11 protein-coding genes are annotated in these 14,597 nt (G+C 37.8%); 4 read left to right on the top strand and 7 right to left on the bottom strand.

Features of this window, described 5'->3' with window-relative positions; genetic code table 11:
• Positions 1 to 191: 191 nt before the first annotated feature.
• The 3 genes from GJ691_RS10725 to GJ691_RS10720 form a co-directional block, all read right to left on the bottom strand.
• On the bottom strand, positions 192 to 776 hold the full coding sequence (locus tag GJ691_RS10725; RefSeq protein WP_154366728.1) for a sigma-70 family RNA polymerase sigma factor: 585 nt from the start codon (positions 774 to 776) through the stop codon (positions 192 to 194).
• 373 nt (positions 777 to 1,149) lie between these two features.
• Positions 1,150 to 1,293 (bottom strand): hypothetical protein, encoded by a 144-nt coding sequence (locus GJ691_RS19535; protein WP_179955095.1) that lies wholly within the window; start codon positions 1,291 to 1,293, stop codon positions 1,150 to 1,152.
• 115 nt (positions 1,294 to 1,408) lie between these two features.
• Positions 1,409 to 1,990 carry a sigma-70 family RNA polymerase sigma factor gene (locus GJ691_RS10720; protein WP_154366726.1) on the bottom strand — a complete coding sequence of 194 codons (582 nt, stop codon included), beginning with the start codon at positions 1,988 to 1,990 and terminating at the stop codon, positions 1,409 to 1,411.
• A 383-nt stretch (positions 1,991 to 2,373) separates the two neighbouring features.
• On the opposite strand from GJ691_RS10720, the gene uvrA reads away from it, so the two are divergent.
• Together uvrA and GJ691_RS10710 are read left to right on the top strand one after the other, a co-directional pair.
• Positions 2,374 to 5,157, top strand: coding sequence for an excinuclease ABC subunit UvrA (gene uvrA, locus GJ691_RS10715; RefSeq protein WP_154366724.1), 2,784 nt, complete (start codon positions 2,374 to 2,376; stop codon positions 5,155 to 5,157).
• A 232-nt stretch (positions 5,158 to 5,389) separates the two neighbouring features.
• Entirely contained in the window at positions 5,390 to 6,610 is a 1,221-nt protein-coding gene (locus GJ691_RS10710) for a hypothetical protein (RefSeq protein WP_154366722.1), read from the top strand.
• A gap of 121 nt (positions 6,611 to 6,731) precedes the next feature.
• Here the strand turns inward: GJ691_RS10710 and GJ691_RS10705 are convergent, their stop codons facing one another.
• Genes GJ691_RS10705 through GJ691_RS10690 form a run of 4 tightly spaced genes read right to left on the bottom strand, consistent with a single transcriptional unit; the run spans position 6,732 to position 12,193 of the window.
• Positions 6,732 to 8,186, bottom strand: coding sequence for an oligosaccharide flippase family protein (locus GJ691_RS10705; RefSeq protein ID WP_154366720.1), 1,455 nt, complete (start codon positions 8,184 to 8,186; stop codon positions 6,732 to 6,734).
• On the bottom strand, positions 8,186 to 9,457 hold the full coding sequence (locus GJ691_RS10700; RefSeq protein ID WP_154366718.1) for a glycosyltransferase: 1,272 nt from the start codon (positions 9,455 to 9,457) through the stop codon (positions 8,186 to 8,188). The genes GJ691_RS10705 and GJ691_RS10700 overlap by 1 nt, the downstream gene beginning before the upstream one ends.
• A complete protein-coding gene (locus GJ691_RS10695; RefSeq protein ID WP_154366716.1) occupies positions 9,454 to 11,895 on the bottom strand; it encodes a YfhO family protein in 2,442 nt (813 codons plus the stop codon). Before GJ691_RS10695 ends, GJ691_RS10700 begins: the two co-directional genes overlap by 4 nt.
• Positions 11,896 to 11,929: 34 nt before the next feature.
• Positions 11,930 to 12,193 (bottom strand): DUF4834 family protein, encoded by a 264-nt coding sequence (locus GJ691_RS10690; protein ID WP_154366714.1) that lies wholly within the window; start codon positions 12,191 to 12,193, stop codon positions 11,930 to 11,932.
• A gap of 87 nt (positions 12,194 to 12,280) precedes the next feature.
• Between GJ691_RS10690 and GJ691_RS10685 the strand changes: the two genes are divergently transcribed.
• Both GJ691_RS10685 and GJ691_RS10680 read left to right on the top strand, forming a co-directional pair.
• A complete protein-coding gene (locus GJ691_RS10685; protein ID WP_154366713.1) occupies positions 12,281 to 13,339 on the top strand; it encodes a transporter in 1,059 nt (352 codons plus the stop codon).
• A gap of 104 nt (positions 13,340 to 13,443) precedes the next feature.
• Positions 13,444 to 14,562, top strand: coding sequence for a GTP cyclohydrolase (locus GJ691_RS10680; protein WP_154366711.1), 1,119 nt, complete (start codon positions 13,444 to 13,446; stop codon positions 14,560 to 14,562).
• Positions 14,563 to 14,597 lie beyond the last annotated feature (35 nt).

Genomic DNA, 14,597 nt, shown 5'->3' with positions numbered 1-14,597 from the left:
TGCATTTTGTTTGGACGGACGATACAAAGTGACTTGGAAAAACTTGTCAAAAATTGGATTGTCTCACTACATGCCATTACCGGATGGCTCTTCTTTTCGTTCTCAAAGTAAATTTTTTCCATAGTGATTATAGTATTGTTATGTTACAATAACGCAACTAAAATCAAAATATTGTTTTAACCGAATTTTGCTTATGAATTTGTAAGTACAATGTTATTCTTATCAATGATCTTTCTAAGGTTAATAAGGGCATAACGCATTCTACCTAAAGCTGTGTTTATACTTACTCCCGTATTTTCGGAAATTTCCTTGAAACTCATATCCTTATAAATGCGCATTAAAAGCACTTCTCTTTGATCATCCGGTAACTCATCTACAAGATATCTAAGATCTACATTGATCTGCTCCTTGATCAATTGCTTTTCGGCATTCAACTTATCGTCACCTATTACAGAGAAAATATTGAAATCATCATTCCCCTCGAACATAGGCATTCTCTTGTTCTTTCTGAAATGATCTATAATAAGGTTGTGTGCTATTCGCATTACCCATGGCAAGAACTTACCTTCTTCACTATACGTACCTTTCTTTAAGGTCTTGATTACTTTAATAAAGGTATCCTGAAAAATATCTTCTGTGATATCCCTATCCAATACTTTGGAATAAATAAAACTAGAAATACGTTGGTTGTGTCTATGGATCAATATCTCTAAAGCTTTTTCGTCTCCACTGATATAATCTCTTACTAATATTGAGTCTTCAATTTGTAGTTCCATACAAAGTACTTTTTAAGTTTAGGGCTTCTTTAAAAAAAGCTTGATTTAAGTTATTCGGTCTTTACTTTGAGTTAAACAGCTTTCGGTTAAAAAAGGTGCTATTCATTAATTATGACTCTAAACTAGATAAAAGGGGGGGTGAGAAAAAAACTATGTTGTCAAATACCCTTTTTATGATGTGAAACAATCATTTTTGATTTTCTGTACAATAATCCGGAAAATTGTTAGTTGTTTTGACGAACTACATCCATACTATACTTTTCGGCATACTTTCAGGGGATAAACGTAAAAAGGAACCAACTCAAAAAGGCAGAAAATTAAAAAAGCCCTTATTGCGTTTGCAACAAGGGCTTTATAAGCGGTACAATAATATTCAATTCAAATTACTTTCATAGGCGACACCATTGATCTTATCTATTTTCAATGATTTTGAGTAGTTCAACAAAAAATCAATAGTTTCTTTTTTGGCCTCGACCTTTTTAATCTTGTTTTTATCCTCTACGTAAAATTTCCCCATATCTATTTCAGTATTGTTTCATTACTAAAACGCTATTAGGATAAATATAATAAAACCGTTCGACCTACGTCATTTATATTCGACCAAAACACAAGAAGGTCGACCTAAGTTACGATTAGTTCGTTAAAACAATATTGTTATCCTCTATGATCTTACGAAGATTTATAAGTGCATACCGCATACGCCCCAGTGCCGTATTGATACTGACACCCGTATTTTCCGAAATTTCCTTGAAACTCATATCCTTGTACATTCGCATCACCAGTACATCCCGTTGGTCTTTGGGCAGCTCTTCGATCAAGAGAACCAAATCCTCATCAATCTGTTCCTTTATAAGTTGTTTCTCAATATTCAATTTCTCATCATGAATAATAGAGAAAATATCGAAAGTATTGGATCCCTCGAAATAAGGTAATCTGCGATTCTTCCTAAAATGGTCTATAATAAGGTTATGGGCTATACGCATTACCCAAGGCAAAAATTTACCCTCTTCATTATATCTACCCTTCTTTAGGGTTCTAATGACCTTTATAAATGTATCCTGAAAAATATCTTCGGTAATCTCCCGATCATTTACCTTAGAATAAATAAAACTGCTCAATCGTTGATTGTGTCTTCTGATCAAGGTTTCCAGAGCTCTTTCATCTCCGTTGATATAATTTTGTATAAGTAGGGAATCGGCTATTTGAAGTTCCATGTCAATTACTTTTTTAAAGTTAAAACTAGGGGCCAGTCCTTTAGGGAAAAGCCTTTTTGGGGTTACACTAATTTTAAAAAGTAATTGTTCTTCTATAGGCGTATTAACATTTTATTTAGTTCAAATATAGACAAAATTATAGGTTATAAAAAAATAGCACCCTAATAATCATCAATTTATAAATATATAAGAAACCGCAAAACAAGTCCATAGGCCCGTACTTTTTTGTCTTTTGAAGTTCGTCCGGCCCAATATCCGATACTATGATACGCCCACCAATTCTATTGTCCCGTATTAAAAGCCATAGGTTGACAAGTCAAATTTAAGGTCAATTATAAAAGTTTAGATACGTACATTGTATCTTTGCAATCCTAATGAAACATATGCCCAAAATACAAGACGTTAATCCAAAGGATAATATTATCATCAAAGGTGCCAAACTGCACAATCTTAAGAATATCGATGTTGTAATACCAAGAAACAAACTGGTAGTGATAACAGGACTTTCAGGATCGGGCAAATCAAGTTTGGCCTTTGACACCTTATATGCGGAGGGGCAACGGAGGTATGTAGAAAGCCTATCCTCATACGCCCGCCAGTTTTTGGGCAAACTGAATAAACCAAAAGTAGATTATATAAAAGGTATAGCCCCTGCCATAGCCATTGAACAAAAAGTGAATTCCACCAATCCCCGTTCAACGGTTGGCACCACTACCGAAATCTATGATTACCTTAAATTGTTATTTGCCCGGATCGGTAAGACCTACTCCCCTATTTCCGGTGAAGAGGTAAAAAAACATACGGTTACCGACGCAGTCAAATTCATTAAAGAATTCAAAGAAGGAGAAAAACTCTTGCTTCTTGCCCCTATAGTAATAAAGAAAGATAGAGACCCTATAAAGTCATTGCAGTTGTTTTCAAAACAAGGGTACGCAAGGATCAAGCATAACGGAAAAGTCATTCGTATCGACGCCGCTCCTGAAGACATTGGCCATAAATTTAGCCTGGTCATAGATCGGATCATAACCAAGAACGATGAAGATTTCTACAATCGTTTGGCCAATGCCATTGATTCTGCTTTTTTTGAAGGAAAAGGCGAGTGTATCATTGAAGAATTGGCAACGGAAAAACAGACGATTTTCAATAATAAATTTGAGAAAGACGGTATGTCTTTCTTAGAACCGAACGTCCATCTCTTTAGTTTCAACAATCCGTACGGGGCCTGTCCTAAATGCGAGGGGTATGGGGATGTTATAGGTATAGATGAAGATTTGGTCATACCGAACACTGCCTTATCCGTATATGAAAATGCGATCTTTCCTTGGAGGGGCGAAAGCATGGGGTGGTACCGGGACGAGTTGGTAAACCATGCCTATAAGTTCGGTTTCCCCATACATAAACCATGGTTTGAGCTTACTGAAGAACAAAAACAATTGGTATGGGACGGGAATTTGCATTTTACGGGATTACATAAATTTTTTGGTCTGCTGGAGGAGAAGAGTTATAAAATCCAAAACAGGGTGATGCTCTCTAGGTACCGTGGCAAAACAAAATGCAGCGAATGCAAAGGAAAACGCCTCCGCAAAGAGACCGAGTATGTAAAGATCGATAACAAATCGATAACCGACCTTGTAGAGCTGCCCATTAGAAAGTTGGCCAACTTTTTCAAAGAGCTTTCCCTTAATGAACATGATGCCCAAATCGCGGACAGATTACTGAAAGAAATAAATACCAGATTGGGTTTCTTGCAAAAGGTAGGACTCAACTACCTTACCCTCAACCGTAAATCAAACTCCCTTTCGGGAGGGGAAAGCCAACGTATAAACCTGGCTACCTCTTTAGGAAGTAGTCTAGTTGGATCCATGTATATTCTGGACGAACCCAGTATAGGCCTGCATCCCAAGGATACGGAGAATTTAATCGATGTACTGAAATCGTTGCGCGATCTAGGCAATACGGTCATTGTCGTTGAACATGATGAGGATATCATGAACGCTGCTGACGAAGTCATAGACATTGGGCCCGAAGCAGGTACCCATGGTGGTGAGGTCGTTGCACATGGTACACTGTCCGAAATACTGAAATCTTCATCCTTGACCGCAAGTTATTTAAATGGCACCTTGGAAATAGCCGTACCGAAGAAAAGACGTACCTCTAAAAATTATATTGAAATTAAAGGGGCCAGGGAAAATAACCTTAAAAACATCAACGCCAACTTTCCTCTTAACATGCTTACGGTGATAACAGGCGTTTCCGGCAGCGGCAAAAGTACATTGGTCAAAAAACTACTCTATCCTATTATATTAAAGGAAATAGGTGGTTATGGAGAAAAAGCCGGACAGTTTACTTCTGTCGAAGGCAAATATCAATCTATAAAACATGTAGAGTTCGTTGACCAAAATCCGATAGGAAGATCATCGCGCTCCAACCCGGTAACCTATATTAAGGCCTATGATGATATCAGGGCCCTCTTTGCTGCCCAAAAACTCAGTAAGATCAGAGGTTATCAACCTAAACACTTTTCATTCAACGTAGACGGTGGTCGATGTGAAAAATGTAAAGGGGAAGGTGAAATTACCGTGGAGATGCAGTTCATGGCCGATGTGCATTTGGAATGTGACACTTGCGGCGGCAAACGTTTTAAGAAAGAGGTTTTGGAGGTTACCTTCGAAGGTGCCAGCATTGCCGATGTCCTTGATATGACCTTGGATGATGCGATCGACTTTTTTGAAAAACACGGACAGACCAAAATCGTAGGGAAATTGAACCCACTCCGTGATGTTGGCCTTGGGTATGTTACCTTAGGACAATCTTCCTCGACCCTCTCCGGCGGAGAGGCCCAGCGGATCAAACTTGCTTCATTTCTTGTTAAAGGAAGTACAAAGGATAAGGCTTTGTTCATTTTTGACGAACCTACCACCGGATTACATTTCCACGATATAAAAAAATTATTGAAATCCTTTGATGCGCTTATCGCAAAAGGACACTCCGTAGTGGTAATTGAACATAATATAGAACTTATTAAATGTGCCGACCATATTATCGATCTTGGTCCAGAAGGTGGTGAAAATGGCGGAATGATATTGGCGGAAGGTACTCCGGAGGAAATAATCAAAAGTAAAACATCTTTCACCGCAAATTACCTAAAAGACAAACTAACGAAATAATAATTGATACATATTAAAGCCTAAATTAGGTACACTTTCTCTTTGGAATAAATTGAATTATTTCTGATTCGATTAAAGGTTTAAAATAAATCCTCACAATTTTCGAACGTCAAAAATATATTTAAGTAATTGATGTTCAATAACTTAACGTATTAAATTATTTTTTGGCACGCTGTTTGGTATATACTAATCGAATGTAAATAGTTGCATTCAGGAATTTAAACCTTATATCATGAAAAAATTAGTACTCCTTTTTACAGCCCTTTTATTAGGTACTGCAGGTACCATGGCTAGTACAACTGAAGATAAGGTTGCAACACGCAATGCTTATACAAACAACAACTCGTTCATTTTCGTTGAACAAGGCATTACGTTTTCCGTATATCCCGATGGTGAATTTGATTTTTATATAGAGAATTATGTATCCGGTCGTAAGAACGGGATAACCATGAACTCAGGATATGACTATAGTCCGTATACCCAATATGATGATTACGGAGCGGTAATTCAAGTTGAGAACGTACCCGTATATTATGACTATTATGGTCGCGTTACCCAAATTGGGGATGTTGATATCCGTTATAGGAACAATAGAGTGTTCAGAATGGGTGGCATGTATGTTTATTACAACCGAAATGGTTTTTATGATTACCATACAGGATACATCAATGTTTATAACAGACATTATGTATACAGACCTTTCCATAGGTTTTTCTTAAGACCTTCCATCGGATTTTCATTGGTATTGAACAGACCATACAGAAGGTATTATACGCCTTATAGATATACTTATTACAGACCATATCGTTTTAATGAGCGAAGGGCTTATGCAAAGATCGGTAGGGAACATAGATACAATAAAGTTCGTAGAGAGAGAGCTACAATTTACAGAAATGATAAGAGGGTCGCTCAACGTTCTAACAATGTAAGACGAAACAGTGACGTGCGTAGCAATAGATCTGTAGCTAGAAACAATGATTCTTATAAAAACTATAAATCAAATAATAATAGAGGCGATGTTGTTCGAAATTCTGGAACACGTACAAGTAGATCAAATACAAAGGTAGCTGGTAGAACAGCAGTTGACAGATCAAAAAATGTACAAACGAGATCGGCCCGTACAACCAACACCAGGTCTACAGCCAATCGAAACGTTACCAAAAGATCAACAACAACAAGGTCTCCACAGCGAAATACGGTTACCAAGAGATCTGTAACCAAAACGCCAAGAAGTACTACGGTAACCAGAAGTACAACAACGTATAAGAAGCCTGTAAATAGAACACAGACAAGAACGGTACGTAGTACGACTACTAGAACACAGAGATCGGTTGCCAAAAGACCTTCAACAACCCGTAGCACCAGTAAAAGCACGGTAAGAAAGTCTCCATCTAGAAGTACAAAGGTTGCAACTAGAAGTAGCAGTACCAGAAGTAATTCTAGAAGATATTAAAAAACAATAGTTGACCAAAGCGTTACAATTAGCAGAGGGCTTTTGAAATCCCGGTCACATTAAGATAGTTTTTAGGTTGGTTAGTTGTTTAAACCCTGATGCGATATTTTTCCGTCAGGGTTTATTTTTTTATATACTTGGAAAGCAATCTATGTACATCTTCAGATATCTTGAACCGATAAAGTATTCCCATATAAAAAACAATGGTCACAACACTTTTTAAACCAATGTTTATTATGGGATGGAACGGCAGGCTTACCATATAAAAAACACCTCCCATAACTAACAAGATCACGAACACTTTTAGGGTTTCCAAACTAAATGGCATAATATTGAACTTAGCCTTAACAAAGAACAATTTGATGGTATTATAGATTGAAATAGCCATAAAACTGGCCAATGCCGCACCATTAAGTCCATATGCCGGAATAAAGAACATATTGAGCAAAATAACCAGTAACGCCAGGAACACCCCCATAACCAATAGCGTTTTATAATAGTCGGAATTATACATGATCGCATTATTGTTTCCTAAAAGCGAATCATAAACCTTTACCAATCCGATAAGAAATACGATAACGAACCCACCTCTATACTCCTCTGGAAGAATAAGAAAAAGGTCGTTCAAATTGGTAATGATCAAAACGAACAATATTCCCGAAGCTATGAACAAGGTCAATGATGATTTTTTGTAAAGTGATTCCAGTCCGTCATGATCTTTATCGTTCAACAGTTCGGCCGTTAACGGATATGTGATTTGATGCATCGCCCTGGATGGCACAATGATCGTTGTTGCAATATAAATGGCCACTCCATAATAAGCTACATTTTCAATTACTTTATATTGATTGATCATTACCTTATCGATCTCTAAAATGATCACCGCAGCGGACCCTCCCAGGATTATCAAAGCACTATAGCCAATGATTGCCCGTGTATTGGCAGGAAAATCGAAATTCAATTTCGGCATTTTTAGACCATAGGCATAAATTTTCATGATCACGGTTCTTAGAAGATACAAACCTACTAGGGCCTTCAAGAAAAAATCCACCGAAATAACATCAAAATACACCAAAAACAAAAGTAACATGACCCCTACCCGATTAAAGACCTCTTTCATGAAATTACCAAACACGGATTTCATTTGAACTTTCGCCCAAGCGTAGAAGACCTCAAAATATGCCATGGCCATACCAATGAGGAAAATATACCATACATAGTCCTTTACGATACTGTTTTCCTTCGCGATAAAACTTCCAATAGCATCTGTAAATAAAAAAGTCAACAAAGTAAGGGGAAGAATAAGAAGTAAGGGTAATAACAGCATAAGGGTCTCAAAGGCCTCTTTGCTTCCCTCTTTCTTAAAACTGCTGTAAAACTTAATAAAAGTATTGGGCACCCCAAATGCCAATAAAGGCATCAGAACCGCAGAAGTGGACAAGATAACCGTTACCAGGCCATAATAGGCATCGGTCAAAAAATTGGTATAGAGAAAAAGTGTATTTATAGCCGCAACCCCAAATCCCAAATAAGTGATTATGGTATTGTTCAATGCTTGTTTACTGACTATTCCCATTAAATGTGTTTGGCTAATTCCTTGGTGAGCTCCCTTCGACTAAATTTTTCCAAGCCTACGGATTTCATTACCAATCCTTCATTCTTATAGGCCCAAAACCACTTTAAAAGTACATCTTTTAATTCGTTCTCATCCGAATATCCAAAGCTGAACCCCGAATGGGTGTCGGCAATGATTTGGGCGGCATCCCACTTTTCCGGGCCAATTGCCAAAATAGGTCGTTCAGCAGCCATATATTCATACAACTTGCCCGGCAATATCCCCCTAGTTTCTTTAGAATCGATTTCTACCAACAAAAGCACTTGGGATTGCTGTTGTAGTGTAATTGCTTCTTCATGGGATATATAGCCCAATATTTCGGTATGGTTTTCTAAGCCAGAATCTTTTATAGTTTGAAGAACATCCTCACTTATGACTCCAGCCAATCGTAGTTTGAAACTGGTTTTTAAACCTTCATTTTCATTCACCAATTCCCCCAAAACCTTCCATAACACCAAAGGGTTCCTACCTGAAAGCAGGGACCCTATATGAGAAATGGTGAAATCTTTGGTCAAAGGTGCATGCCCTTGGTCATCTGAGTCAAAACCATTCGTAATTACGGAAATGGGCTTATCGGTAATCGTTTCAAATTCTTTTTTGGTCGTATAACTGGTTACGATAATACCATCGGCATTGTTCAACACCTGATGCTCCAAACGCTTATGCTCAAGTTGGGATTTCCGGGTCAGTTTCAGTTTTTTGTGATACCCAATAGACGTCCATGGATCTCTAAAATCCGTCAACCAACGAATACCTTTTAACTCCTTTAAACGATTGCCTATCAAATGGATGCTATGTGGCGGACCGGTCGTTACCACAGTATCAATCCGTTCTTTATCAATTATTGCATCCAAAAACTTTACCGAAGGCCCAACCCAGTTTTTACGGGCATCGGGAATAAAGAAATTGCCCCTTACCCAAAGCATGGCCTTTTCTATAATCGATTGATTCTTTGTCGTTATAATACCGGAACTTATTCGCTTTGCATCTTTTTTGGAGAAAAGTCCTGCCAACTTGTACGGCTCTCGAATGGGATGCTTATAAATAATGACATCTTTAGGTACCTCTTTTACAAAAGAATTATCCAAAATAGGGTAATTGGGATTCTCTGGAATATAGACTATCGGGGTTATTCCGAAATGAGGTAAATATTTTACGAATTTCAACCATCGTTGTACCCCAGGCCCACCCGCCGGTGGCCAATAGTACGTAATGATCAAGACTTTTTTCATTGATCCCCTTCTTTTTTCGAAGAACCCCTTGCAGAGTATACTATACCTCCGATTACGATTAACCCTAGTAAAATTGAACTTGCCAAGGTTATCGCACTTCCAGTTTTAACGATTTCCGGTTCAAACTTAAAGACAATTTCATGTTCCCCTTCTGGCACTTTTAAGGCACGTAATACATAATCGACCCTAAAATGGTCTTTTAATTCACCATCGATATAAGCGTTCCACCCATTTTTATAATACATTTCTGAAAATACCAAAACCCCTGCATTCGGGTTTGAAGATCGATATATTAATTGATTGGGTTCATAATCCGTTAAGACCACTGTAGCCAATGAATCGGTCTGATAATCGAATCGGTTTATGTTTGAAAACTCAGAAGTATTCACTACTGCCTCATGCTTTGAATCAAGATGCTCCAAAGCCGTTATTTCCTCATTGGCGGAATTAACCGCTATCAACTTGTCAACGAACCATGCATTGCCGTTGGCATTGGGGTTCATTGTCGGAACACTGTTACCTTCTTCGTTTTGTTGAATTACATATTTGACATTCAACATATCCAGGATTTCAATTTTTCCCTTATAGATATAAAAATCGAATAGATCCTGTAACCTTGCCGGTTTAGCTGCATGGTATCCTCCTATTGATTTATGATAGTAGGAGGTCCTAGCACCATTTATACCTTCTTGTGTGTTGTATACCCTATAAATTCCTTTATCCTGGGAAATCTGCTTATCGGCCATTGTTTCCGGGAAAGGTTCGGCCATTTTTCGTTTTGAAACGAAATCATCCTTATTTACATAACGCAGATCAACACCGACTAAATCAACAACTATCAAAAGTGCCAAAACCAACACTAACAGATTCGTCTTTATTTTTTCTTTTAAATACAACCAAATAAATAGAGCTGCCAGCACAACGAATATTATGGAACGTAAAAGATCATTGGTATAAACTGCCTCCCGGTCCAACCTGATCAACGAAAGTATCTCATCACCGTAATAGCGTTGTAGCGTTTCATCCGATGCACCAACAAAGTTGAAAGCCCCCTTCATTAAGAATAAGGCCACCCCAATTCCCAACATTATGAAAAAAGAAATCTTCAATGCCCTTAATTTTTCTTTTTTATCCACATTATGATCAAGGAGTTCCTTCACTGCCAAAACGCCTAGAACCGGAGCACATAGCTCAACAATAACCTGAATGGATGATACGGCCCTGAACTTGTTGTATAGGGGGAAGTAATCGATCATAAAATCGGTCAAGGGTCCAAAATTCTTGCCCCAAGATAATAACAAGGCCATAATAACACCGCCCAAAAGCCACCATTTGGCCTTTCCTTTCACCAAAAGCAATCCTAATAAAAACAGAAAAAGGATAATGGCACCAATATAGGCCGGGCCAGCGACTATGGGTTGGTCTCCCCAATAAAGCGGAAGATTTTTAGAGAAGTCCAAAGCCTGACTTCTCGAAATTCCTTGATCAATGAGAAAATCATAGGTTTTGGAGTTTCCACCTAAATCCTCTGCATTGGACCCCCCGAATAATCGAGGCACGAATAAGTTCAAGGATTCAACGATACCATAACTGTATTGGGTAATATATTCATTGGTGAGTCCTTGCGTTTTGGTTTTCTCTGACCCGTCAGGATTAATGGTCAATTCGGATTTACCACGTGTACTCCAATCGGCATACTCCTTTGTTGCCATTAAACTGGTCGTATTTGCAGCAATACCCAGTACAACGGCAAGGATAAGCAGCCCTACGGATATGAAGAAATTACGCAAAGTATGCTTACGAATAGCGTAAATGAGATATACGACACCTAATATGAGTACCAAAAGCATAAAATAATACGTCATTTGGTAATGGTTGGCCCCTACTTCCAAAGCCATGGCAAATGCAGTCAAAACAAATCCCCATAAATACTTACCCCGAAATGTCAGTACTATTCCCCCTAAGAGCATCGGAATATAAGCCAAAGCATGGGCCTTTGCATTGTGGCCCACTCCTAGAATAATGATCAAATACGTTGAAAATCCGAATGCGAGTGCCCCCATAGCGGCCAATCTATAATCGACTTTTAAGCAGCATAGAAGAATATAAAAGCCCAAAAAATAAATGAACAGATAATCGGCAGGCCTTGGCAAAAAGCGGATCAAACGATCCAATTTCTTCACATAGTCATGCGGATAGTAAGCCCCAAGTTGATAAGTAGGCATGCCTCCAAAGGCACTGTTCGTCCAATAAGGTTCTTGCCCGTCGTTCTTTTTTCGAAAATCGTTCTGCTCTTTGGCCATACCCGTATACTGGCGTATATCGGATTGTTCAATGACCTTGCCCTGTAGTACAGGACTAAAGTATGCCAAGGCGATGATTACAAAAAAAACAAGTACGAAAGAATGGGTATAAAAAGCTTTTAAACCTGACTTCATTGGTTTATTAATGTGGTTGGTAATGCTAAAATAATCAATCTAATTCCTCAAACTCGATGTATTCACCAACTTTTTTAGAGGATGAAGGTTTTTTTGATGGTTTCTTGTCTATAATTACATCCCCGACTTTTTCCTCATTGGTTTGGGTTTGTTGGGAAAATCCTCCAAAGTTCTCACGAAATCGCTCTTCGGTCTTCTTTGCCGCATAGCTAAAGATCTTCGGTGCAAACCATCTTGCTAAAATTTTCAGCAGATAATACACCAATAAGATTATTAAAATCGTTTTAAGAAAAGCCATATTAATTTTCGGTAATTTATATCAAAAATACAATTCTAACGTTGTAATAGTAGCGCAAAAGTCTTAAAATAATAATAAAATCAAACTATGAGCGGTTGTTTTGAGTTGAAAAAACCAGTGTACGCAACACTTTTTTTAGTCTTTATAATTCCATTTTTCGGAATATCCCAATATACGGATGTCATTAATTCAAATAGACCAGGCTTGTCTGTAAGTGCTTATGCCATAGGTAAAAACGTATTGCAATTGGAATCCGGTCTGTTTTACGAACAACAAGACCATAATCTGTTGAATACCCAAAGTAATATCATCGGCACCGATATCTCGTTGCGATATGGACTTCTATTTGAACGATTGGAATTAAACTGGGAAGGTACCTTTCAAAACCAAAACATCACTTTCAACAGTTTTGATACCAGCGATTCAAGAACTGATTTCTATAGAAATAGGATCGGACTTAAGTTCTTGATCTATGACAGATATAAAGAAGATAAACCGAATCTTTACAGTTGGAGGGCCAATAATATTTTCCAGTTAAAAAACCTGATACCCTCCGTATCATTATATGCAGGAGCGAATTTTGTACTAGGAGACAATCCTTTTTACATTGATGAACCCACCATATCCCCAAGGGTAATGGTCGCAACCCAGAGTAGGCTATCGCCCAGGTTCGTATTGATCACCAATTTATCTTATGATCGCATTGGAACGGACTTTCCTGAAATGGGTTATACCGTTTCACTTTCACATGCATTCCGAAATCCTAAATGGAGTGTATTTGCAGAAAACCAAGGCTTTAAGAGTGATCGCTATTCCGATATTCTCTTACGAAGTGGTATAGCTTATTTATTCAATGAGGACTTGCAGACCGATTTACATATGGGTGCGAGTTTTAAAAACACCCCATCAAGAATCTTCGTTAGTGCCGGAGTTTCTTATCGGTTTGATTTTCATAAGGATGCCCCAAAAGCCATTGAGGACCAAAATGCGGATGAAAACGGAGGCGAGATCAAGAAAGGTTCCATGAAAAAGAAAGAAAAAAAGAAAAAAAATAAAGGAAGTGGAGCTGAAGACATTGATTTAGGGCCCACAAAAAAACAACTCCGCAAGCTAAAAAAAGAACAGAAAAAAGATAACGGACTGTAAGCCAAAAGAAACGTTCAAAACCTTGACTTTTGGTATTAAAAAAAAGTGGCTTAATTTCCTGATATTGATTAATATTCCTAATATTGACCTTACAAAATACACGTATGGTCACCCTGAAAGAAGCCACAACCAAAACAGATTTAAAGAAGTTCGTAAAGTTTCCTTTTTCGATCTATAAGGATTCCCCATATTGGATACCTCCCATTATCAACGATGAACTGGAGTCGTTTGATAAAACCAAAAATCCTGCTTTTAAAAATGCCGAAGCCCGTTTTTTCCTAGCTTATAAAAACAATGAAATCGTTGGGCGGATAGCCGCTATCATCAATTGGATAGAAATCAATGACCAAAAGGTTAAAAAAATGCGTTTTGGTTGGTTTGATTTCGTCAATGATACCGAAGTTTCGGAAACCTTATTGAAGAAAGTCGAAGAAATTGGCAAAGAACACCAACTGGAATATATGGAAGGTCCCGTAGGTTTTTCCAATTTAGACAAAGTTGGGGTACTTGTTGAAGGTTTTGATGAAATGGGCACCATGATCACGTGGTACAATCATGCATACTATCCTGAACATTACGAGCGTTTGGGATTTGTAAAAGAAAAGGAATATGTAGAAAACAGGTTTCCTTTTTCAAATGCCCATCCCAAATTTTATGATAAGGCCGGTGAATTGGTAAAAAGAAGGTATGGTGTAAAAGCATTAAGTTATACAAAAACAAAAGATGTAATGGCCATGGCCGATACAATGTTCGACCTCTTCAACGAAACCTATTCTTCCTTATCCTCTTTTGTACCGATTACCGAAATTCAAAAAGCCTATTTTAAAAAGAAATACATAAGCTTCATCAATCCCGAATATATAAAGTTCATTCTTGATAAAGAGGATAATCTCATTGCCTTTGGTATCGTTATGCCTTCTTTTTCACATGCCCTTCAAAAGGCCAAAGGAAAACTTTTCCCATTTGGACTTTTTCATATGTTACACGCCAAAAAACATAGTAAGGACGTTATTTTCTATTTGATAGGCGTACATCCCGATTACCAAAACAAAGGGGTAACGGCTGTAATGTTCCAAGAATACTATAAAACATTCACTGCTAAGAAAATCGTGAATTGTATTCGTACACCGGAATTGGCGGATAATATCGCCATAAAACAACTATGGAAACATTTTAATCCGGAAATATACAAACGTAGGAGAACGTACCGTAAAAACTTATAATCAATAAAAAAGACCCCATATTCAATGAATATGGG

Origin of the sequence: Maribacter luteus (genome assembly GCF_009674825.1) — a bacterium.
Classification (GTDB): domain Bacteria; phylum Bacteroidota; class Bacteroidia; order Flavobacteriales; family Flavobacteriaceae; genus Maribacter_A; species Maribacter_A luteus.
This window is presented reverse-complemented; position numbering and strand designations above follow the sequence as displayed.

Coding starts and splice junctions, on each gene's coding strand:
- GJ691_RS10685 (WP_154366713.1), top strand. CDS start 12,281: ATGAGCGGTTGTTTTGAGTTGAAAAAACCAGTGTACGCAACACTTTTT.
- GJ691_RS10710 (WP_154366722.1), top strand. CDS start 5,390: ATGAAAAAATTAGTACTCCTTTTTACAGCCCTTTTATTAGGTACTGCA.
- GJ691_RS10725 (WP_154366728.1), bottom strand. CDS start 776: ATGGAACTACAAATTGAAGACTCAATATTAGTAAGAGATTATATCAGT.
- GJ691_RS10695 (WP_154366716.1), bottom strand. CDS start 11,895: ATGAAGTCAGGTTTAAAAGCTTTTTATACCCATTCTTTCGTACTTGTT.
- GJ691_RS10705 (WP_154366720.1), bottom strand. CDS start 8,186: ATGGGAATAGTCAGTAAACAAGCATTGAACAATACCATAATCACTTAT.
- GJ691_RS19535 (WP_179955095.1), bottom strand. CDS start 1,293: ATGGGGAAATTTTACGTAGAGGATAAAAACAAGATTAAAAAGGTCGAG.
- GJ691_RS10720 (WP_154366726.1), bottom strand. CDS start 1,990: ATGGAACTTCAAATAGCCGATTCCCTACTTATACAAAATTATATCAAC.
- GJ691_RS10700 (WP_154366718.1), bottom strand. CDS start 9,457: ATGAAAAAAGTCTTGATCATTACGTACTATTGGCCACCGGCGGGTGGG.
- uvrA (WP_154366724.1), top strand. CDS start 2,374: ATGCCCAAAATACAAGACGTTAATCCAAAGGATAATATTATCATCAAA.
- GJ691_RS10690 (WP_154366714.1), bottom strand. CDS start 12,193: ATGGCTTTTCTTAAAACGATTTTAATAATCTTATTGGTGTATTATCTG.
- GJ691_RS10680 (WP_154366711.1), top strand. CDS start 13,444: ATGGTCACCCTGAAAGAAGCCACAACCAAAACAGATTTAAAGAAGTTC.